This window comes from Priestia sp. P1_B12_1, assembly GCF_056406695.1.
Map to the genome: position 1 here is coordinate 100256 of NZ_JBFTZR010000008.1, position 19631 is coordinate 119886.

Here is a 19631-nt window from a genome sequence, read left to right on the forward strand (position 1 = left end):
AAATATCCACAGCTTTTACACAATAAACTCGACTGTTTTGAAGATTGAAAAATGAAGGAGAGAATAAAGAAAAAATGATAGAATAGATAAGATGTATATATCGATTTAGAAGAAATTGCACAGCAGAAGTACAATCTACGGACTGGACTTTGGTGTACTGGTGGCATCTAGATAAATAAAGTTAGTACGTTAGTAACAAGAGGTACGAAACAGCATATTCGCGCTGTTAAATAAATATACAAAGATAATAGGAGAGTTGAATATGTTACAAGATAATCTCATCCTAGAGCACTATGGATTAAACGAATTAAATTTTGATACGATCAAAAGCTACCGGGATCGGTTTGCTGAAGTAAAACCAGCTCATCCTTGGAATGCACTTGAAACAAAGGAGTTTTTATACAAAGTAGGAGCTTGGGGAAAGGTTAGAGATACCCATAAAGAGGGAGTCACACTCGCAGGCCTACTTTTATTCAGTGAAGAACGGATTATCACAGAAGTTTTACCACAATACTTTTTAGAATACCGGGAAAGTAAAGGGAACGAAGAATGGACAGAGCGCTTTACCTCTCAAGACGGGACGTGGTCAGGAAATATTTTTGATTTTTATTTTCATATTCATGAAATTGTTCGTAATAGCGAACCTCAGCCGTCAATCGCTTCCTCTTTAACAGAAGTTTTGATTAATATGCTTATTCATGCAGATTATAATGGCGAGGGCGGCGTTATTTTAGAAAAGCAACCTTCTCATTACGTTTTTTCTAATCCAGGTCTTTTGTTAGTACCTACAGATTCAGTTTTTAGCAATACCGTTAGTCAGCTTCGAAACCCAAATATCGTTAAGCTATTTAGTTTACTAGGGCTATGTGAACGTTCGGGCTCTGGTTTGAAAAAAGTAAAGCAAAATTGGAGCCTGCATCATTATAAAACGCCGGCTATTGATCAAGATGTTTCTATGCATCGTACAGTGGTCATGTTATCTCTGTCCACTCAAGAAAGACAGGTAAGTTCTTCTGGAAAAGACACTTATAATACGTCTATAGATGATTCGGGAAATAATTTTAAAGATGTCGAAAAATATCAAAATACACCTGAAAACGATGTCGAAAAAGACTCCTATAATAAAAATGATTACTCCTATAATAAAGAATTAATAGAGGAGTTAAAGTCATACAATAACGATGTTAACTCCTTTAATAAGGAAGATAACTACTATAATAACGAGAGTGACTTATACAATAACGATGTTAACTCCTATAATAATAATCATAACTCCTATAATAATGAACAAGGAGAGAATTCTTCTAATTTGGTAAATGTAGAGAATATTGATACGAAGCTATGGGATATTGCAGCGCTGGCTCGTGAAAAAAAACGGCTTTCGCCGAATCAGATGGAACATATTATTCTTGAGTTATGTAAAGAAAAACCGCTCATGCTTAAAGAGTTTGCTTATTTACTAGAAAGAACGCCGGATGGAGTACGTAATAATTATTTAACAAAGCTATTACGAAAAGGACAATTACAGTTGAAATATCCAAATCAGCCAAACCATCCAAAACAGGCATATTTATTTAATAAGAAAGATATAGAGAAATAAATCAAGCAACCGATAGAACGTATAGAGATTAAGCTGCAAAAAATTGATAAGGAGGAGTTTGCTAAAAGCTACAGATTTAAGGGGGAAATTCACCATAAAGTTGTGCCAAGCTGTCAGACTCTCTTTATATGAGTTCTGGCTCGTATAAAGGAGGAAAAAGAGTGTGAAAAGCAAGTGCGTTCTTATTTTTCTGGTGGTTGTATGGCTGTGTAATATGGGGAAAGGAATAGGATGTGGATCAAAGGTGAATGCAGAGATAAATATACCGCTGTCGACGTGGGTGTGGGATACAAAGAAATGGATGCTGAACCAAGAAGCTATCCTCGAAAAGCTTCAAGAAAAAAAGGTGACAAACGTTTATTTACAAATTGATACTCATCTTTTACCTTCCGTATATCGGCATTTTATCCAACAAGCACAAGCCCAGGGCATAAGTGTTTACGCACTTGACGGCGCTCCTTATTGGATAGGGCCTTCTGGTATAGAAGAGCAGGAAGCATTTTTTAATTGGATAACAGCTTACCAAGCACAAGCAGACGAGCCACAGCAATTTTCAGGGGTTCATTTGGATGTAGAGCCTTATTTGTATAAAAGTTGGGAAAATAATCGAGCGAAAAGTATTCTGCAGTATCAATATGTTATTTCTCAAGCCGCTGTACAGTCTCATGAGTTACACTTGCCGCTTGCTGTAGATATCCCGTTTTGGTTTGACGAAGTTCCATTCAAAAATAGCAACGGTTCCGGTTCGCTGGGGCGGTGGATTATTCAGTACGCTGATGAAGTCACAATTATGGCGTACCGGAACCACGCAGATAAAGAAAACGGTATTGCTGAAATAACAGAAAATGAACGCAAGTGGGGACGTGTACTATCCACTCCGATTGAAATAGGGGTAGAAACGATGGCTTCAGATGAAGGAGAATACATTTCTTTTTCTGCTAAAGGAGAAGAAAAGATGATGCAAGAGCTGGGTATGTTGCTTACGGAGTGTCAAGCTGAAAATCCTCCAAGCAGTATAGCTGTTCATCATTTTGATAGCTGGCTACAGATGAAGCCATGACAATGAAAAAACCGCTGCATCGCTGCAGCGGTTTTTTTGGGTTTAGGGAGTATAGATACAATATAGCCATTTTATTAAAGGACTATACATAAAAAAAGTAACCATTTAAAAAATGGCTACTCACACAAAGGGGGGGAACTTAATCTTATCATTCCCACTTTTTCTAAAAGATATGCCTTTTTTAACCCGTTTTTTTAAAATAATTTAGTCGTCCAAGATTCGCAGTTCCACACGTCTGTGACCACATCTTGATAAAATTCAGGTTCGTGGCAAATAATTAAGATACTTCCTTTGTATTCTTTTAAAGCTCGTTTTAATTCATCTTTCGCATCTACATCTAAGTGGTTTGTAGGCTCATCCAGTACAAGAATGTTGGTTTCGTTGTTAATCAGCTTACATAGACGAACTTTTGCTTTTTCTCCACCGCTTAGAACTTCTACTTTACTTTCAATATGTTTTGTTGTTAAGCCGCATTTAGCTAAAGCTGCACGAATCTCGTATTGGGTAAAGTGAGGAAACTCATTCCATACTTCTTCAATACACGTATTGTAATTAGCGGTTTTGATTTCTTGTTCAAAATAGCCAATATGCTGGTAATCTCCTTTTTCTACAGAGCCTGAAATCGGTTTGATTTCTCCTAAAATACTTTTTAAAAGAGTTGTTTTCCCGATTCCATTTGCTCCTACAAGGGCAATCTTTTGACCTCGCTCCATTTTTAAATTCAGTGGCTTAGAAAGCGGCTCTTCGTATCCAATGACTAAATCAGATGTTTCAAAAATTAATTTGCTTGAAGTACGAGCACCCTTAAAGTTAAACTCTGGTTTTGGACGCTCCTGAGCTAGTTCAATTACTTCCATTTTATCGAGCTTTTTTTGACGGGACATGGCCATATTTCGTGTCGACACACGGGCTTTATTTCTTGCTACGAAATCTTTTAAATCTGCCATTTCTTGCTGTTGTTTTTTATAAGCTGCTTCAAGCTGCTGTTTTTTCATCTCGTACACTTTCATAAAATCGTCGTAGTCTCCTACATAGCGATTTAACTCTTGGTTTTCCATATGATAAATTAAATTGATCACGCTATTTAAAAATGGAAGATCGTGAGAAATTAAAATAAAGGCATTTTCATATTCTTGCAAATAGCGTCGCAGCCACTCAATATGCTGTTCATCCAAGTAGTTTGTAGGCTCATCAAGTAAAAGAATTTCTGGTTTTTCAAGCAGCAGTTTGGCTAATAATACTTTCGTACGCTGTCCGCCGCTTAAATCCTGTACATCGCGATCTAAGCCGATATCTTCTAATCCTAATCCGCGTGCAATTTCTTCGACTTTTGCATCGATAACGTAAAAGTCATTGTTTGTTAAGAGGTCTTGAAGCGTACCGACTTCTTCTAATAGTTTTTCGAGTTCTTCTGGTGATACCTCCGCCATTTTCTCATAGAGGCCATTCATTTGAGCTTCTAAATCAAATAAGTATTGAAAAGCACTTTTTAGTACATCACGAATAGAAAGGCCGCGCTCTAATGCTGTGTGCTGATCTAAATAGCCAACGCGCACTTTTTTAGACCATTCTACTTTTCCAGCATCCGGTTCTAGCTTGCCTGTAATGATGTTCATAAATGTTGATTTACCTTCGCCGTTTGCTCCAATTAAGCCGACGTGTTCACCTTTTAACAATCGAAATGATACATCGTTAAAAATCGCACGGTCACCAAAACCATGGCTTAGATTTTTTACGTTTAATACACTCATGCTGACACACCTTTTCTTTTAAAATATCTATCGTACGTTTCGTTATAAACAAATTGATTCATAACGATTATAGCGAACTTATATACATAAATCCATATGAGTTTTCCAGCCTTGAAAGTCATATAAAATTCACTCGCGTCTTCCTTTCACTTCATTCATACTATATATATCAATGTAGAAAATCCTTCATGAAGAAGGGACGGTTATATCGAATCATTCAAATAGAGTATATAAAAGAATAAAAAGGCAGGGGGAAAAGAAATGAACATTTATACGATACTAGTGACAGGAAGAATGCATAAAGAGCTGGAGGAGATAATTAAACAAAAGCAGCTGTCTCAGACGTTTCGATTTATGGAAGAGCAAGACGTTACAATTGAAGATTTAAACTGGGCTGATGCGCTTTTATCCTTCGGTCCAACGAATTGCTTTGAAGATCATAGCTTTAAATGGATTCATTCTCTCGGCGCAGGAGTCGATCGGTTCTTAGAAAGCGGGGATTGGAAAAAGAGTGTGATGTTAACACGTACGGTTTGTTCATTCGGTCAGCGAATCAGTGAATATTGTCTTAGCTATATGCTAGCTGAACTTCAGCATCACGCACAGTTTCAGCATCAGCAAAAACAAAAGCATTGGAAAGTGGTAGAGCCTAAGCAGCTTTCTGCTCAAACGGTCATAATTTACGGAACAGGTGAAATCGGCGGGCGTCTTGCAGCCGTTTTAAAATCTTTTGGTGTACGAGTAATAGGTGTATCTAAAAGTGGAAATGAAAAGCCGTCATTTGATCAAGTGGTCTCGATTTCGAAGGAAAAAGAATTGCTAAAAGAAGCCGATTGGATCATTAGTACAATGCCGCTAACACATGAAACAAAAAGCTACTTTGATTCAAAATGGATGAATGTAGTTGAAAATGCATACTTTATAAATGTTGGACGAGGAGCAACTGTAGATGAACATGCGTTAGTAGCGGCTGTTGAGCAAAAGCGTATTCGAAAAGCATACATAGACGTATTTGAGCATGAGCCGTTAACGAAAGAATCTGCTTGGTGGGATCATTCAAACATCATCATAACACCTCATATTTCAGCGGTGACTACGCCTGAAGAAGCCGTCGAGTGCTTTGTTGAAACGCTGCAAAAAGTTGAGCAAGGCGAATTTCCTTCTAACTTGGTTAATATTGAAAGAGGCTATTAAAGCATTATGATGCGCGTTTCCGCTATGAGAATGGTATACTGAAACTTGCTTTTCTTGAACGAAAAGAATGAAATCTGTTCTTCTAGGGGGGAACAAACGTTGAAGCAAGAAGAATTATTTAAACAAGCACGTGTATTTATAGAGACGTGTTACGCTGAACTTGAAAAAAGCGAAGCGGATAAAAACAAGCGGTTAAAAGAAATCCATCAGCAAATTATGTCACTCGGACATTATGATCATACATTTGAAGAGTTAGAGCACGGAGCTCGTATGGCTTGGAGAAACAGCAATAAATGTATTGGACGATTATTTTGGCACTCACTCAATGTATTTGATAAGCGAGATGCGAACACAGTTGAAGAGGTAAGAGACGCCCTGTTTCACCATATTGAATATGCAACAAATGACGGAAAAATCCGGCCTACTATTACGGTGTTTAAACCGAAAATGAAAGAAAAAGAGCCGGTTAGAATATGGAATCATCAGCTAATCCGCTATGCAGGGTACGAGACGGAATATGGTGTGATAGGAGATCCTGATTCTGTTGCGTTCACGGAGGTTTGCCAAAAGCTGGGGTGGGAAGGTGAGAAAACTCACTTCGATGTTCTTCCTTTGGTCCTGCAAGTTAATGAAGCATCACCTCGATGTTTTGAGATTCCAAAACATTTAGTGAAAGAAGTAGCTATTACGCATCCAGAACTTCCTGAATTTGAAGACTTACAGTTGAAATGGTACGCTGTCCCGATGATTTCAGATATGAAGCTAGAAATTGGAGGGATTGATTACGTGGCAGCACCATTTAATGGATGGTACATGGGGACTGAGATTGGTGCCCGAAATTTAGCGGATACGTATCGCTATAACCAACTTCCAAAAATAGCTTCTATGATGGGATTGAACATGGATTACAACGCGACGCTTTGGAAGGACAAAGCTCTTGTTGAATTAAACGTTGCAGTGCTTTCTTCTTTTAAACGAGAAGGCGTTAGCATTGTAGACCATCACACTGCTGCTCAGCAATTTCACTTGTTTGAAGAAAGAGAGCAAAAAAATGGCCGGGAAGTGACTGGGAACTGGACGTGGTTAATCCCACCGGTTTCGCCAGCAACCACGCATATTTTTCATAAGTCTTATAAAAATAAAGTATTATCACCAAATTATTTTTATCAAGACGCTGCTTATTAAATGAACAAAAAAGAGAGTACAAATTTGTACTCTCTTATTACACGTTAATTAATTTTTGTGTTTATCAAGCAAGTTAGCAAGTACATATGTTTTGTACTTTTCCACTTTGCGGCCTTCATGGTTGCGAACTCCTCGTTTTTTAAGTTCCTCAACATACCAGCCTTTGCTTCCTACGTGCATACTCAAACACCCTTTCGTCATTTTTTTAGGATGAACAGAATGAGGTTCATTGTCTGCTCGAATGGAGACATCTTGTCTTTCCAATACGTGCCTCATTGTAACATCTTTTATTTTATGATGAAAGGGAAAAAGGTCGAAAAAACGAGAATGATTTCAGGTGAATTTTAGTTTACTCATTCCTCGTTTTTTTGAGATAGAAGGAGGAGGTTTAATTCGTCTTTATTTTGGATTAGATCTTCTAATGTATACTGATCTAAAACCTTAATGAAGGCTTGCATGGCTTCATGCAAAACACTTTTTAACTTGCAGACGGGGCTAATAATGCAGAAGTTTCCTTCACGGTCAAAACATTCAACAATATGAAAATCTTCTTCTGTTTGACGTACCACTTTTCCAATATTAATGTCTTTTGGAAGCTGAGCTAAACGAATACCGCCGTTTCGTCCTCGGATTGTTTCAATTAAGCCAAGTTTCCCAAGCTCGTGAATGATTTTCATAAGATGGTTTTTTGAAATATTATACGCTTCAGCAATTTCTTTTATATTGCTTAGTTTATTATTATCGCGAACGCCTAAGTATAATAAAACTCGCAGTGAGTAATCTGTATATTGTGTGAGCCTCATCTTTTTACCTCTTCTCTTATCAGCAGCTGATATATCTATAATAGCATGTCTATATCTAAGAAATACAGAAAGAATGCTCTCATTTTTGCAGGAGTGAATTTGTGAACATTTTTTTAAATATGTATATAAAATATATCTTTTTAAGTAGGATATGAGTATTATAAAGATGTATTAAGAATATATCTTTTAAAAATGAATCTTTCGGAGGCGAAAGTTATGAAACAAACAACTATTTCTATTGTAAAAAGTACAGTTCCTGTTTTAGAACAGCATGGTCAAGCAATCACAACTCGTTTTTATGAGATGCTTTTTGAACAGTATCCTTCTTTAAAAAATGTATTCAACCAAACAAATCAAAAAACAGGACGTCAGCAAATGGCGTTAGCTAATACAGTTTATGCCGCTGCGCAGTACATCGATCGTCTTGAAACGCTGCTTCCAGTTGTAAAGCAAATCGCTCATAAACACCGCAGTATCGGCGTAAAAGCAGAGCACTATCCAATTGTCGGAGAGTTCTTATTAAAAGCAATTAAAGATGTTTTAAAAGAAGCTGCGACCGATGAGATTATGGAAGCTTGGAAAGAAGCATACGGTGCCATTGCGGACGTATTTATAAGTGTGGAGAAAGAATTATATGAAGAAGCCGAAGAAAAAGGATGGAAAGATTATAAAAAACTAATGGTCCATAAAAAAGTAAAAGAAGCAGAAGACGTGTACTCGTTTTATTTAGTATCACCTGATCAAAAAGCGCTGCCTGCTTTTCTGCCAGGTCAGTATGTAAGTGTACGAATCCCTGGTCAAGAGTATTTATCCATTCGTCAGTACAGCTTATCTGGCTACCGAAACCAACCATACTATAAAATTACGGTGAAAAAAGAAAAGCAAATGGAAGACGGGGTCGTGTCAACTTATTTACATGACCAATTGAAAGAAGGAGACTTGCTTGAAGTCAGCGTTCCAGCAGGAGATTTTGTCTTAAAAGAAAATAGTAAATCAGTATTTATCAGCGGAGGTGTAGGAATTACTCCAATGATGTCAATGCTTCATCAAGCACTAGAAAACAATCAAGAAGTAACATTTATTCACAGTGCTAAAAATGAGCAGTTTCATGCAATGAAACGAGAGCTTCAATCGTTGTCAGAGACATATACGTTTGAACAACACGTTTTCTATAGTCAAGCGCAAACAGCTCAGCATGATGAACATATAACGTATGGTCGCTTAACTAAAAAAGAGCTAGCTAAATATGCCGGTGATAAACATGCATATTATTATGTTTGTGGATCTTCTTCATTTACGCAAATGGTGTTAGAAGGCCTAGCTGAAATGGGTATTTCCCAAGAAAATATCATGTATGAATCGTTTGGCCCGAAAATGAGTATGACTCCTTCCGCATAAATGTATGGAAAAAGGGTAAAAAGCTAACAGTAGACAATACTGTTAGCTTTTTTTATGAAAGGGAGTTTAAAGATGACAAATACGCAGTATGACATGGTGGGAATAGGAATAGGACCTTTTAATTTAGGCTTAGCGGCCCTTGCTGAGCCTCTTGATGAAATTGATGCCATCTTCTTTGATAAAGAAGAGAAATTTGAATGGCATCCGGGCATGTTAATTGACGGCACGGACTTGCAGATTCCGTTTCTAGCAGACTTAGTTACATTTGCGGATCCAACAAGCCCCTATTCTTTTCTAAATTACATTCACAAGCAAAAACGCTTGTATCCGTTCTTTTTCTTTAATCGTTTTGACATTCCGCGTCAAGAATACAACGAGTACGCAAAATGGGTAGCGGAGCAGCTATCTTCCTGCCACTTTTCTTCAAAAGTTGTGGACGTGATACCGAAACATGAAGAAGAGTATTATGAAGTAAAGGTAGAAACACCTGAGGGAATTCAAACGGTCAATGCTAAACACGTTGTAATGGGAACAGGAAGCATTCCACTTGTACCTCCGGCTTTTGAAGAAAAGCTGAATGAGCATATTTTACACAGCAGCGGCTATTTACATAAAAAAGAAGAGATTCAAAAAGGAAAACATGTAACGATTGTTGGTTCAGGGCAAAGCGCTGCAGAGATTTTTCTTGATTTACTAGAAGAACAGACTGAACATCATTACCACCTTACATGGTTTACAAGATCCTCTAATTTTTTTCAGCTTGATCAATCCAAGCTTGCTCAAGAGTTATTTTCGCCAGACTATGTAGATTATTTTCATTCGCTGCCTTTTGAGGAACGTACAAGCACGGTAGAAGATTTAAATCCTTTACGTCACGGAATTGAATCTTCTACCTTAACGAAAATCTATGATTTACTTTATCATCGTTCACTTAAAGGAAAAGTACCCGTTACGATTCAAGCTTCGACTGAAGTAAGTGATATTCATAAAAAAGGAAGTGGATATGAGCTGGAGTGCAAACAATTAAAGGTTGAACGCTCTTTTCAATACGAAGCGGATCGTTTGATATTGTCCACGGGCTATAAGCCGAAGGTTTCGCCGTTCATCGAACGAATAAAAGATGATATCGAATGGGAAGATGACAAGCGTTTTAAAGTCACAAAAGATTACCGGCTTGTCTTTAAACAACCCCGTAACCACCACTTTTTTACGTTAACCAATATTGAACATTCACATGGATCTGGCGCAACAAATCTTGGTTTATCCGTTCAGCGCAATCAGCGTATTCTGAACGTGATTGCAGGGAGAGACGTGTACCCAGTTCCAGAAGAGACGACGTTTCAGACATTTAATTTGTTTTGAATTTCTTCTTTATAAAAATCTTCAATGTGGTTTTTGATTATTGTAGAAAAGTTTTTTACCCATAAACTATGTTTAAAAGAATAGTGTACGGGTATTTTATTTATAGAACATTAGTACACAAATCAATTAAGGAGTTGCTTAGAATGAGTAAGAAAATTGCAGTATTAGTAACAGATTTATTTGAAGATGTGGAATATACAGATCCAGCCAAAGCCTTTGAAGAAGAAGGCCATACGCTAACAAAAATCGATGTTAAAACAGGTGAAGTAACAGGTAAACAAGGCGAAACAACATTAACAATTGATAAAGCAATTGCGGATGTAAAACCAGAAGATTTTGACGCATTGTTTTTACCGGGAGGTTTCTCACCAGATATCTTACGTGCGGACGATCAAGTCGTAGCTTTCACAAAATCATTTATGGATGAAGGCAAACCGGTTATGGCTATCTGTCACGGACCACAGTTGCTAATCAATGCTGAAACATTAAAAGGACGTGACGTAACTGGTTTCAAATCAATTGCTATTGATTTGAAAAATGCAGGTGCAAACTTCCATGACAAAGAAGTGGTGGTATGCGGTAATCAACTAGTTACAAGCCGTACACCAGACGATATGGAAGCATTCGTACGTGAATCAGTAAATGTCTTAAAATAAGTAAATAATATTAGTAAAACTTTCTGTAAAAGGCGATAACAGGGTGGTTTACCACTCTGCTGTCGCCTTTTTTATATGTAACGATTTTGACGAGGAATTTACAGTTATATTACTGGATTAGGTGAAGAGGTTTCTAAAAGAATATGAAAACCTTTTACTATCAATAGATAGAAGCCACGTAACACAATCGAAATATTTTTTACATAAATGAAAGTATAATTTTGGTAGCTTAAAAGACGTTGCGAGTTTCATAGTTTTCATGCAACAATGAGGGTGCATCACGAGATTGGCTTGCTACAAGCTTAGATGCGTTGCGGTTTTACAAAAAAACTTTATTATCACATAGGAGGATTTCAAACATGAAGAAAAGGTTTCGTATTGCCACTGTCGCAGGTGCCGTATCATTAGGATTACTAACAGCAGGACAAGCAAATGCAGCAGCTCCTGATTGCAACACTCCAAAACAAATTAACATTAAAGATGCTCAAGCAGCACAAAATATAAATGTAGATGAGCTATTAAAGAAATTTAACGCTCAAGGACAATCTGCTCAAGCAGCAGCTCCACAACAAGAAACACAAGCACCAGAGCAAGCTGAAGCAGCTCCACAGGAACAAGCACAAGCACCAGAGCAAAGTGAAGAAGCAAAAGCTCCAGAGCAAACACAGCAAAACACAAAAGCTCAACAATCAGAAAATACTGATAAAGCAGAACAAACAAAAGATGCTAGTCAATTCGAACAAAAGGTCGTAGATTTAGTGAACCAAGAGCGTGAAAAACAAGGTTTAAAACCTCTAACACTTAACAAAAAATTAAGTGACGTTGCACGCACTAAATCAAAAGATATGATGGACAAAGGGTACTTTGACCACAATTCACCAACATATGGTTCACCATTTGATATGATGAAACAATTCGGCATTGAATATACAACTGCAGGTGAAAACATTGCAAAAGGTCAGCAATCTCCTGAAGATGTAATGAATGCTTGGATGAATAGTGACGGTCACCGCAAAAACATTCTAAACCCTGATTTCACTGAAATTGGTGTTGGATACGTAAAAGGTGATACTACGTACTGGACTCAACAATTTATCGGTAAGTAATACAAAAAGAGCAGGATATACCTGCTCTTTTTTGCGTTTTTAGCTGTCCAATTTGGGTATAGTAAAGTAAGAACACGTAAAGGAGTGCCTTAAATTGGGACGTATATTAAAAAAAATTCTAGTCGCTGTTTTTCCTATCCTTTTAAAAGAAGGATATCGTCATTATAAAAATCGTAAAACTCGAACTGCGCCGTCTAAAGGATATAAATAAAAAGGACTCGAAAGAGTCCTTTTTATTTTATGCTTGAACAGTGATATGCTTAAATTCTTTTACGTTAAATAATCCTTTGTCGGTTAATTTTAGACATGGGATAACAGGCAAGCTTAAGAAAGATAATGTCAGCAGCGGGTTGAATTTCTGTGAAATATCAAGCTCATGAAGAGCCCCGTGAAGCTGCTTAAGTAAGCTGTTTACTTCATTGTAAGGGTGAGGTGACATTAATCCTCCAATGGAAAGAGGGAGGGAGCCAATCACTTCATTGCCTTTTACAATAACAATACCTCCGCCGATTTCTTCAATTGCCGCAATTGCTTTTGCTAAATCTTCATCATTTGTTCCTACGGCTACGATATTATGTGAATCGTGAGCAATCGTGGTAGCAATCGCTCCGTCTTTTAACTGAAAACCTTTTACAATTCCAAGACCAATATTCCCTGTTAGATGATGACGCTCAACAACAGCCATTTTCAGCTGATCGTTTTCTACAGAAGACTGAAATTCGTTTTGCTTCACTTGAACTTCTTCTACAATATGATTTGTAATCAGGCTGTTTGGATTAATTTCAATAATATTAGCGCGATTGTGCTGAAGTGGTATCGTAAGTTTTTTAATGGAAAACTCTTTGAGATGAACAGAATTCATTAGTTCTGTTGGAAGGTCAATTTGTTCTTCTTGAACAGAAAGCAGCTCTCCATTTTCAGCAATAAGCTCTCCGTTTTGATAGACATGTGCTGCAGATATATCGGTTAAGTCGTCTAATAGAATAAAATCCGCTTTGTAACCAGGAGCAACCGCACCTCTATCTTTTAACCCGTAGCATTCAGCGGCATTTAACGAAGCCATTTGAATCGCAATTAACGGATCCAGCCCGAGTTCAATAGCAAAACGAACATTATAATCAATAGAACCTTCCGTTAATAAATCATCTAGGTGTTTGTCATCTGTACAGAATAAAAATCTGCGCGCGTTGCGTTCATTTACAGCAGGTAATAGTTGTTTCAAATCTTTAGCGACAGAACCTTGGCGGATCAGAACATACATCCCGCGCTGAATACGTTCAATTGCTTCTTCTGCTGTTACGCATTCATGATCTGTTGAAATGTTAGCGGTACGATAAATATTAACGCCCGTAGCATCTAACCCTGAGCCGTGCCCATCAATTACGCCGTTTGCATCGTTAGCTGCTTGTAATTTATCGAGCATATCGTCATCTCCATCTCGAACAGCAGGGAAATCCATCACTTCTGCTAATCCAAGCACGCGAGAGTGAGAGAAAAATGGCGCTAAGTCAGCTGCTTTTAAGACGGCTCCAGAGCTTTCAAAAGGAGTTGCTGGCACGCTTGAAGGTAAGTTTACAAATACGTCTAAAGGAATGGAATCCGAGTTTTGAAGCATAAATTCAATGCCAGATTTCCCTGAAACATTCGCAATTTCATGAGGGTCCGTTACGACAGTTGTGACGCCTCTAGGTACAAGAAGTTTTGAGAACTCTTTAGGTGTAACCATTGATGATTCAATGTGAACGTGTCCATCAATGAACGTAGGAGAAATGTATTTTCCTTTTGCATCCACGACGTTATTCCCATCGTATTGACCTATTCCAACAATCACTCCATCAGCAATCGCAATATCAGCTTCAATGATGGAAAGCGTAAAGACATCGATAATTTTCCCGTTTTTCACTACAAGATCTGCAGGTATTTTTTTATTGGCAACAGCAAGCTGTTTTTTTAAGGTTGTTTTTTTATTTGACATGAATGTGACTCCTCTCATTGTATAACTGAATAACAATGAAGGACTATGTAAGGGAGAACATAAAGAAGAATAAAAATGCAGTATGAATGATGTTCAACCCTCGTAGTCCAACTATTTACGGTAGTTCGGTAGAAACTCTTGGACCCTATTTCCAAGACTATACGAGCTTTAGGTATTTCGATACATTCTATAGACAAATAATAAAAACGTCAATTCCTAATAAAAAAGAAAGATTTTTGGGAATATTTCATCTATGTGTATGTAAACGATTTAACTCTTATTTGCTCGCTAAAAGGCGCAGCATTCATGTGTAGAAAAAAATGTAGAAAAAACCGTCAATGGCTATTAGTCATTGACGGAGTTGTCATTAAGCTTGTTTACGCAGTGTACCTAATTCTTCCGCGATCGCTTGCATTTCACTTGGGCTAAAAGAATCTTTTCTCATTACCATATCGTATAAGTACTTTAAGTCTTCATACATTTCTTCGTCAAAAGCTTCAGCTTTAATTGCTCCGATATTTAGCATGCGCAGTTTTTCACTAATGCTATCGACCATATGTTTAATATTCTCTGGAGATTTTACTGATAAATCCACTTTGTTCATCCTTCCAGTTGCGTTTTTTTTATTGTAACATGTTTTTATCGTGTGAACACTTTTATGTCAGGTTCTTATCCACAGAAGAGTGGAAACGATATAAATAAAAGAAAACTATTTTTTAGTTTAAAAATGATTGTATATAATGTTTGTAATAAGGGAAAGGAGTCGAGACTATGATTAACGTATTATTCGTTTGTTTAGGAAATATTTGTCGTTCACCCATGGCAGAAGCGGTCTTTAAAGATATGGTGAAGAAAAAAGGGCTGGAAGGAAAAATTCACGTAGATTCTGCAGGCACAGGAGGCTGGCACAAAGGCAATCCTCCTCATGAAGGAACGCAATCTATTTTAACGAAAAACAACATTGATTTTAAAGGGCAAACAGCAAGACAAGTGATTCAAGAGGATGTAGCTAAATTTCATTATATTATTGGAATGGATGTCGAAAATGTAGGAAATCTGAGAAGGATGGCTGGACATACTAAAACAGGTTATATTGCAAGGCTTTTGGATTTTGTGCCCGATTTACATATTGAAGATGTGCCTGATCCTTATTTCACGGGAAATTTTGACGAAGTATATGACTTAGTTCAAGAAGGATGCAAGGCTCTTTTAGACGAAATTATAGAGAAGCATTTCTCGGAATAAGCGATACTTAAAAAATAAAAAACGGAGGAGAAACGACAAATGGGTAAACGCAATAAGCTAGTAGAAGGTATTGTCATTGGAGCAATTATAGGAGGAGCTATTTCTTTATTTGATAAAGAAACAAGAAGATCCGTCATTCAAGGAAGTAAAAAACTGAAAGACAAAACAACAAATCTTATTCAGCACCCTGAACTTGTAACGGATACTGTCAAAGAGAAATACGAAACCATTCGCACGACCATTGAGCAAGTTTCTGAAGATGTATCATTTGTAGCAGGAAAAGTAGAAAAGTTAAAAGAAACAACGCCTCAGGTGATGGAAATTGTAAACGATACAAAAGAAGCATTTGTGGAGAAGTATGGTGATGAACAAAAATAAATAAGGAGGCACATATGGCTGGAATGTACATGAATAACATCGTAAGGTTTGGCAAAGAACTGATGGGTCGCATTCATCGAGATGAGCTGCCCAGTTTATCAGCTGAATTGGCTTATTATTTGCTGCTCTCGCTATTTCCTTTTTTAATTTTCTTAATTACGCTGATTGGATTTTTGCCATTGGAATCAACAGACCTGCTTGACTTGGTCGAAAATGTAGCGCCACAGCAAACGCTGCACATGATTGAAAGCAACGTTTCCCATATCATTGGTTCTCATAATGAAAAGCTATTGTCCTTTGGTATCATTGCGACGATGTGGTCTGCTTCAAATGGAATTAATGCGATTGTAAGAGCATTTAACCGAGCGTATCACGTACAAGAAAATCGGCCTTTTTTAGTGGCGAGAGGTATGGCAGTTCTCCTTACTTTTGCGATGATATTTGTTATTATTGTAGCGCTTTTACTTCCGGTTTTCGGTCATATGATTGGTCTTTATTTATCGTCTACGTTTGGGTTTTCAGAAACCTTTCTCGCTTTATGGTCTGCTTCCCGCTGGATTATCAGCGGCCTCATTTTGTTTACTGTTTTTACGGGGTTGTATTACTTTGCTCCTAATAAAAAGCTGCTGATTCGAAATGTTGTAAAAGGAGCGGCTTTTGCTACGGTCGGATGGACAGTGGTATCGATGCTGTTTGCGTATTACGTAAATCATTTCAATAACTATACAGCTACATATGGAAGCTTGGGCGGAATTATTATCCTGCTTATTTGGCTGTACCTATCGGGGATGATTATCGTTATTGGAGGAGAAATTAACGCTATTTTCTACGACCGTCGAGTCAAATCTTCATAGTCACAAATTGGGATGAAATCATTCGCAAGATATGAGCATACTAACAAAGTGAAAGGGAGGTTTTACATCATGACAAAGCATACAAAAAAAGACGGAAGCAATACAAAGCAAAATAAAAAGAGCCAGCCAAAGCATAAAACAAGCAACAGCCAAAATGGACAAAACGGTTACCATTAAGGCATTGATTTCCATAATAAAAAGCCTAACAAATACGTTAGGCTTTTTTTGCGTTAAGATTTTAGCAAGCGAAGGCCGTTTAAGATAACTAAAATGGTGCTGCCTTCGTGACCTATAACACCAAATGGCATATCAAGCACTTGGAAAAAATTCGAACAAATTAATAAAAAGATGACGGCAATAGAAAAAATAACGTTTTGCTTCACAATTGAGTTCATTCGTCTGGAAAGAGCTACTGCATCCGAAATTTTTGATAGATCATTTTTCATTAAAACGATATCCGCTGTTTCAAGTGCCACATCCGTTCCTTCTCCCATGGCTACTCCAACGTTAGCAGTAGCCAGAGCAGGTGCATCGTTAATGCCATCTCCTACCATTGAAACGGTAGGGAATTTTTCTTTTAACGCTTTAATTTTATCTACTTTCGCTTCAGGCAAACATTCTGCAATGTATTCATCGACTGCACATTCTTTTGAAATGGCTTCGGCTGTTTTTTCGCTGTCTCCTGTAATCATGACGGTATGAATACCCTGCTCTTTAAGCGATTTAACAGCATCTACAGCTTCTGTTCGTACAACGTCTTTTAGCGCAAGCAATCCCACAATACCATGCTGGTCTTTTGCGTACACAATCGTTTTTCCTTCACTGGCAAGCGTAGATGAAATCCCATTTTCAAATTCACCTGCATCTTCTTTACCTACAAAATCTGCTTTTCCTATCTTCCACGTATCTCCTTGAAGAGACCCAATGACACCATATCCGGGAACGTCTTCAAGCGAATCTGGCTGAACGAGCATCAATTCCTGCTTGTTTTTCACAAAGTCAACAATGGATTGAGCAAGCGGATGATTGGACTGACGTTCAATTGATGCGATTTTAACAAGAAATTCCTGCTCGTTCATATCAGAACGGACAATGACATTTGTCACTTCGGGCTTTCCTTTTGTTAACGTTCCTGTTTTGTCAAAAGCGATTGCGCTTAAATGGCTTAACCTTTCCAAATGAACGCCGCCTTTGAACAAAATTCCTTTTTTTGCTCCGTTTGAAATAGCAGACAGCGAAGCAGGAGTGATAGATGCAACCAGAGCGCAAGGAGACGCTACAACTAAGAGAATCATTGCACGGTAAAATGTCTCGGTCCAGCTCCATCCAAGCACATAGTGTGGGAGAAATAGCATAACTGCCACAACCGATAGAACAATTTTTACGTATGTGCCTTCAAATCGTTCAATAAACAATTGAGAAGGCGACTTTTCACTTTGAGCCGTTTGAACAAGTTGAATGATCTTTTGAAACAGCGTCTCAGCGCTTGGCTTTGTCATTTTAATGGTAATGGCGCCTTTCACATTCACCGTGCCCGCGAATACTTCATCATCGAGCTGTTTTAGTACAGGAACAGATTCCCCTGTAATAGCAGCCTGATCAATCGTTGTTTGACCTGAGACAACAATCCCATCGGATGGCACTCGTTCACCCGGCTTAACTAACAGCAAGTCACCGATTTGTAAATCCGAAATGGATACAATTTCTTCTTGATCTCCAATCAGACGCGTTGCTTCTTGCGGCTGTAAATTCATCAAGGCGCTAATTTCTCGGTTGCTTTTATTCATGGTGTACGTTTCTAATGCACCGCTTAATGCAAAAATGAAAATAAGCATAGCGCCTTCTGTCCAGTAGCCAATTACAGCCGCTCCAACGGCTGCAATAATCATTAACATTTCGACATTCAATTCTTTATTTTCAATCGTTTCTTCAATGCCTTCTTTTGCTTTAGCAAATCCTCCTATCACGTAAGCTAATACAAAGAGCGTAATTGATACAGCAGTATCCTGCTGTTTTGACAGCAGCCAGCCGGCTAAAATCAGCACGCCGCTTAACAGTGCAGCAATGAGTTCACCATGTGTTTTTAATACGTTGACAGCAGAAGATGTTTGAGGCGTTTGTTCTTGTTTTTTAGGTAACGCATTTTCCATACAAATCCTCCTTGAACGATAATTGAGAAGAATAATCACAATCATTACCCCTAAAAAAACACGAAAGCTGCCATCTCAGCGATAGCAGCACATTTTTTCAGTTCTTCTCTTTTAAATTGGGATATTTAGTATAGTATAGCACGGAACAAGCAAGGAGGTAACGACTAACGCTTAAAAAATAAAAACAGAATGCAGCTGGACGTCTGCATTCTGTAAAAAACGTACTACATATCTAAATGTTCTTCATAATATTTATAAGCGGAAGTGTAAATGTGCTCGATATCGGCATCCGTCATGTACATTAAGGTTTCACGGTCAATCCCCTTCATTGTTTCAATAAATGTAATCATGTTTTTGCGTTCTTGTCTGCTCATTTATTATTCTCCTCTCCATCTGTTTTAATACAGTTTATTATATTTAATTGTATTATATAACAGAAAAAGTATTTTGTGTGGATTTTTTTTAAAAATAGGCAAAAAAATTTAGAAAGACGTAAATAATTGACTATATAGAAAAAGGTGTTTTATAATTTATATATGAACATATGCTCATATACTTGCATATAATGAACGGAGAGATGTTATGAAAAAAGATGAACATTCGTTTTTATCGCCTCAAACAGTAGAAGAAGCGTCAAGAATACTAAAAGCTATTTCAGATCCTACGAGAATGAAAATTCTTTATTTGCTATTTCAAGAAGAGTGTTCAGTCGGTCATATGGTTGAAGTGCTTGGTGTTTCACAATCAGCTATTTCACATCAGTTAACACATTTGCGTCATTTACGTTTAGTAAAATATCGCCGTGAAGGGAATACGTATTTCTATACGTACGATGATGAACACGTGGTTGGAATACTGCATCAAGTAATTCAGCACGTAGAATGCGCACATAACGAATAGAAGGAGGGGCTTTG

The 19631-nt window shown here is 37.6% G+C and carries 19 protein-coding genes and 1 riboswitch; of the genes, 12 read left to right on the forward strand and 7 right to left on the reverse strand.

Annotated features, from left to right (window positions below; genetic code table 11):
- Positions 1–262 precede the first annotated feature (262 nt).
- Both AC1D0Y_RS22510 and AC1D0Y_RS22515 read left to right on the forward strand, forming a co-directional pair.
- On the forward strand, positions 263–1600 hold the full coding sequence (locus AC1D0Y_RS22510; RefSeq protein ID WP_060746117.1) for an ATP-binding protein: 1338 nt from the start codon (positions 263–265) through the stop codon (positions 1598–1600).
- A 163-nt stretch (positions 1601–1763) separates the two neighbouring features.
- Positions 1764–2660, forward strand: a complete 897-nt coding sequence (locus AC1D0Y_RS22515; RefSeq protein WP_060746118.1) for a hypothetical protein — start codon at positions 1764–1766, stop codon at positions 2658–2660.
- A 194-nt stretch (positions 2661–2854) separates the two neighbouring features.
- Here AC1D0Y_RS22515 and AC1D0Y_RS22520 read toward each other — a convergent pair whose 3' ends face one another.
- The gene (locus AC1D0Y_RS22520) at positions 2855–4411 is read right to left on the reverse strand and encodes an ABC-F family ATP-binding cassette domain-containing protein (protein ID WP_013055117.1); all 1557 of its coding nucleotides are present in this window, start codon (positions 4409–4411) and stop codon (positions 2855–2857) included.
- A 261-nt stretch (positions 4412–4672) separates the two neighbouring features.
- On the opposite strand from AC1D0Y_RS22520, the gene AC1D0Y_RS22525 reads away from it, so the two are divergent.
- Together AC1D0Y_RS22525 and AC1D0Y_RS22530 are read left to right on the forward strand one after the other, a co-directional pair.
- Positions 4673–5605 carry a D-2-hydroxyacid dehydrogenase gene (locus tag AC1D0Y_RS22525; RefSeq protein WP_477707931.1) on the forward strand — a complete coding sequence of 311 codons (933 nt, stop codon included), beginning with the start codon at positions 4673–4675 and terminating at the stop codon, positions 5603–5605.
- A 99-nt stretch (positions 5606–5704) separates the two neighbouring features.
- On the forward strand, positions 5705–6790 hold the full coding sequence (locus tag AC1D0Y_RS22530; protein ID WP_477707932.1) for a nitric oxide synthase oxygenase: 1086 nt from the start codon (positions 5705–5707) through the stop codon (positions 6788–6790).
- Positions 6791–6838: 48 nt separating this feature from the next.
- Here AC1D0Y_RS22530 and AC1D0Y_RS22535 read toward each other — a convergent pair whose 3' ends face one another.
- Together AC1D0Y_RS22535 and AC1D0Y_RS22540 are read right to left on the reverse strand one after the other, a co-directional pair.
- On the reverse strand, positions 6839–6970 hold the full coding sequence (locus AC1D0Y_RS22535; RefSeq protein WP_016762840.1) for a YflJ family protein: 132 nt from the start codon (positions 6968–6970) through the stop codon (positions 6839–6841).
- Positions 6971–7143: 173 nt separating this feature from the next.
- On the reverse strand, positions 7144–7593 hold the full coding sequence (locus AC1D0Y_RS22540; RefSeq protein WP_028410145.1) for an Rrf2 family transcriptional regulator: 450 nt from the start codon (positions 7591–7593) through the stop codon (positions 7144–7146).
- A gap of 216 nt (positions 7594–7809) precedes the next feature.
- Between AC1D0Y_RS22540 and hmpA the strand changes: the two genes are divergently transcribed.
- The 4 genes from hmpA (at position 7810) to AC1D0Y_RS22560 (ending at position 12115) form a co-directional block, all read left to right on the forward strand.
- Positions 7810–8991 carry an NO-inducible flavohemoprotein gene (hmpA, locus tag AC1D0Y_RS22545; protein WP_060746121.1) on the forward strand — a complete coding sequence of 394 codons (1182 nt, stop codon included), beginning with the start codon at positions 7810–7812 and terminating at the stop codon, positions 8989–8991.
- Between the two features lie 72 nt (positions 8992–9063).
- Entirely contained in the window at positions 9064–10353 is a 1290-nt protein-coding gene (locus AC1D0Y_RS22550; RefSeq protein ID WP_060746122.1) for a lysine N(6)-hydroxylase/L-ornithine N(5)-oxygenase family protein, read from the forward strand.
- Positions 10354–10496: 143 nt separating this feature from the next.
- Positions 10497–11009 carry a type 1 glutamine amidotransferase domain-containing protein gene (locus AC1D0Y_RS22555; RefSeq protein ID WP_013081517.1) on the forward strand — a complete coding sequence of 171 codons (513 nt, stop codon included), beginning with the start codon at positions 10497–10499 and terminating at the stop codon, positions 11007–11009.
- Between the two features lie 359 nt (positions 11010–11368).
- The gene (locus AC1D0Y_RS22560) at positions 11369–12115 is read left to right on the forward strand and encodes a CAP domain-containing protein (protein WP_013055125.1); all 747 of its coding nucleotides are present in this window, start codon (positions 11369–11371) and stop codon (positions 12113–12115) included.
- A gap of 238 nt (positions 12116–12353) precedes the next feature.
- Here AC1D0Y_RS22560 and ade read toward each other — a convergent pair whose 3' ends face one another.
- Together ade and AC1D0Y_RS22570 are read right to left on the reverse strand one after the other, a co-directional pair.
- Positions 12354–14090, reverse strand: coding sequence for an adenine deaminase (gene ade, locus AC1D0Y_RS22565; RefSeq protein WP_217599368.1), 1737 nt, complete (start codon positions 14088–14090; stop codon positions 12354–12356).
- An 83-nt stretch (positions 14091–14173) separates the two neighbouring features.
- Positions 14174–14275, reverse strand: a riboswitch (purine riboswitch).
- A gap of 182 nt (positions 14276–14457) precedes the next feature.
- The gene (locus tag AC1D0Y_RS22570) at positions 14458–14685 is read right to left on the reverse strand and encodes a DUF1128 domain-containing protein (RefSeq protein ID WP_013055127.1); all 228 of its coding nucleotides are present in this window, start codon (positions 14683–14685) and stop codon (positions 14458–14460) included.
- A 176-nt stretch (positions 14686–14861) separates the two neighbouring features.
- Between AC1D0Y_RS22570 and AC1D0Y_RS22575 the strand changes: the two genes are divergently transcribed.
- The 3 genes from AC1D0Y_RS22575 to AC1D0Y_RS22585 are packed head-to-tail and all read left to right on the forward strand — an operon-like array spanning position 14862 to position 16567.
- Positions 14862–15335: a low molecular weight protein-tyrosine-phosphatase gene (locus tag AC1D0Y_RS22575; RefSeq protein ID WP_216143111.1), complete on the forward strand. Its 474-nt coding sequence runs from the start codon at positions 14862–14864 to the stop codon at positions 15333–15335.
- Positions 15336–15374: 39 nt separating this feature from the next.
- On the forward strand, positions 15375–15713 hold the full coding sequence (locus AC1D0Y_RS22580) for a hypothetical protein (protein ID WP_028410141.1): 339 nt from the start codon (positions 15375–15377) through the stop codon (positions 15711–15713).
- A gap of 14 nt (positions 15714–15727) precedes the next feature.
- On the forward strand, positions 15728–16567 hold the full coding sequence (locus tag AC1D0Y_RS22585; RefSeq protein WP_013055130.1) for a YihY/virulence factor BrkB family protein: 840 nt from the start codon (positions 15728–15730) through the stop codon (positions 16565–16567).
- Between the two features lie 230 nt (positions 16568–16797).
- On the opposite strand, the gene AC1D0Y_RS22590 is transcribed toward AC1D0Y_RS22585, so the two are convergent.
- Positions 16798–18717, reverse strand: a complete 1920-nt coding sequence (locus AC1D0Y_RS22590) for a heavy metal translocating P-type ATPase (protein ID WP_060746124.1) — start codon at positions 18715–18717, stop codon at positions 16798–16800.
- A 224-nt stretch (positions 18718–18941) separates the two neighbouring features.
- Positions 18942–19091: a BH0509 family protein gene (locus AC1D0Y_RS22595; protein WP_013055132.1), complete on the reverse strand. Its 150-nt coding sequence runs from the start codon at positions 19089–19091 to the stop codon at positions 18942–18944.
- A gap of 208 nt (positions 19092–19299) precedes the next feature.
- On the opposite strand from AC1D0Y_RS22595, the gene AC1D0Y_RS22600 reads away from it, so the two are divergent.
- Complete coding sequence (locus AC1D0Y_RS22600; protein WP_013081523.1) at positions 19300–19617, forward strand: ArsR/SmtB family transcription factor; 318 nt, start codon at positions 19300–19302, stop codon at positions 19615–19617.
- The last annotated feature ends 14 nt before the right edge of the window (positions 19618–19631 follow it).

Bases quoted from the DNA above. Each gene is read 5' to 3' on its own strand.
- AC1D0Y_RS22510 (WP_060746117.1), top strand. From the start codon at position 263: ATGTTACAAGATAATCTCATCCTAGAGCACTATGGATTAAACGAATTA.
- AC1D0Y_RS22540 (WP_028410145.1), bottom strand. From the start codon at position 7,593: ATGAGGCTCACACAATATACAGATTACTCACTGCGAGTTTTATTATAC.
- AC1D0Y_RS22535 (WP_016762840.1), bottom strand. From the start codon at position 6,970: ATGCACGTAGGAAGCAAAGGCTGGTATGTTGAGGAACTTAAAAAACGA.
- AC1D0Y_RS22555 (WP_013081517.1), top strand. From the start codon at position 10,497: ATGAGTAAGAAAATTGCAGTATTAGTAACAGATTTATTTGAAGATGTG.
- AC1D0Y_RS22525 (WP_477707931.1), top strand. From the start codon at position 4,673: ATGAACATTTATACGATACTAGTGACAGGAAGAATGCATAAAGAGCTG.
- AC1D0Y_RS22560 (WP_013055125.1), top strand. From the start codon at position 11,369: ATGAAGAAAAGGTTTCGTATTGCCACTGTCGCAGGTGCCGTATCATTA.
- AC1D0Y_RS22595 (WP_013055132.1), bottom strand. From the start codon at position 19,091: ATGAGCAGACAAGAACGCAAAAACATGATTACATTTATTGAAACAATG.
- hmpA (WP_060746121.1), top strand. From the start codon at position 7,810: ATGAAACAAACAACTATTTCTATTGTAAAAAGTACAGTTCCTGTTTTA.
- AC1D0Y_RS22550 (WP_060746122.1), top strand. From the start codon at position 9,064: ATGACAAATACGCAGTATGACATGGTGGGAATAGGAATAGGACCTTTT.
- AC1D0Y_RS22520 (WP_013055117.1), bottom strand. From the start codon at position 4,411: ATGAGTGTATTAAACGTAAAAAATCTAAGCCATGGTTTTGGTGACCGT.
- AC1D0Y_RS22585 (WP_013055130.1), top strand. From the start codon at position 15,728: ATGGCTGGAATGTACATGAATAACATCGTAAGGTTTGGCAAAGAACTG.
- AC1D0Y_RS22575 (WP_216143111.1), top strand. From the start codon at position 14,862: ATGATTAACGTATTATTCGTTTGTTTAGGAAATATTTGTCGTTCACCC.
- AC1D0Y_RS22600 (WP_013081523.1), top strand. From the start codon at position 19,300: ATGAAAAAAGATGAACATTCGTTTTTATCGCCTCAAACAGTAGAAGAA.
- AC1D0Y_RS22580 (WP_028410141.1), top strand. From the start codon at position 15,375: ATGGGTAAACGCAATAAGCTAGTAGAAGGTATTGTCATTGGAGCAATT.
- AC1D0Y_RS22590 (WP_060746124.1), bottom strand. From the start codon at position 18,717: ATGGAAAATGCGTTACCTAAAAAACAAGAACAAACGCCTCAAACATCT.
- ade (WP_217599368.1), bottom strand. From the start codon at position 14,090: ATGTCAAATAAAAAAACAACCTTAAAAAAACAGCTTGCTGTTGCCAAT.